The organism is uncultured Pseudoteredinibacter sp. (assembly GCF_947502065.1).
Classification (GTDB): domain Bacteria; phylum Pseudomonadota; class Gammaproteobacteria; order Pseudomonadales; family Cellvibrionaceae; genus Pseudoteredinibacter.
This window is the reverse complement of record NZ_CANMYE010000031.1, coordinates 1-488: the sequence shown is the minus strand read 5'-3', so window position 1 is coordinate 488 and position 488 is coordinate 1. Positions and strand designations below refer to the sequence as shown.

The 488-nt window shown below is 50.8% G+C and carries 1 protein-coding gene; it reads left to right on the top strand.

Annotation, left to right across the window (positions count from 1 at the left end; translation table 11 throughout):
- On the top strand, nt 1-488 hold a 488-nt coding region (locus Q1A41_RS20230; protein WP_299982961.1), incomplete at both ends, for a GTP-binding protein.

Genomic DNA, 488 nt, shown 5'->3' with positions numbered 1-488 from the left:
GGTCACGTTGACCACGGTAAAACAACTCTAACTGCGGCTCTAACTCGCGTTTGTGCGGAAGTATGGGGCGGCGACGCTGTTGCATTTGACGGTATCGACAATGCACCAGAAGAGCGTGAGCGCGGTATTACCATCGCTACTTCACACGTTGAGTATGACTCTCCAAGCCGTCACTACGCACACGTAGACTGCCCAGGTCACGCCGACTACGTTAAGAACATGATTACTGGTGCTGCTCAGATGGACGGCGCTATCTTGGTATGTGGTGCGACTGACGGTCCTATGCCTCAGACTCGTGAGCACATCCTATTGTCTCGTCAGGTAGGTGTACCTTACATCGTAGTATTCCTAAACAAAGCTGACTTGTTGGCTGAAGACTGTGGCGGCGTTGATTCTGAAGAATACGCTGAGATGCTAGAGTTGGTTGAGATGGAATTGCGTGAGCTATTGGAAACTTATGAGTTCCCAGGCGACGACACTCCAATCAT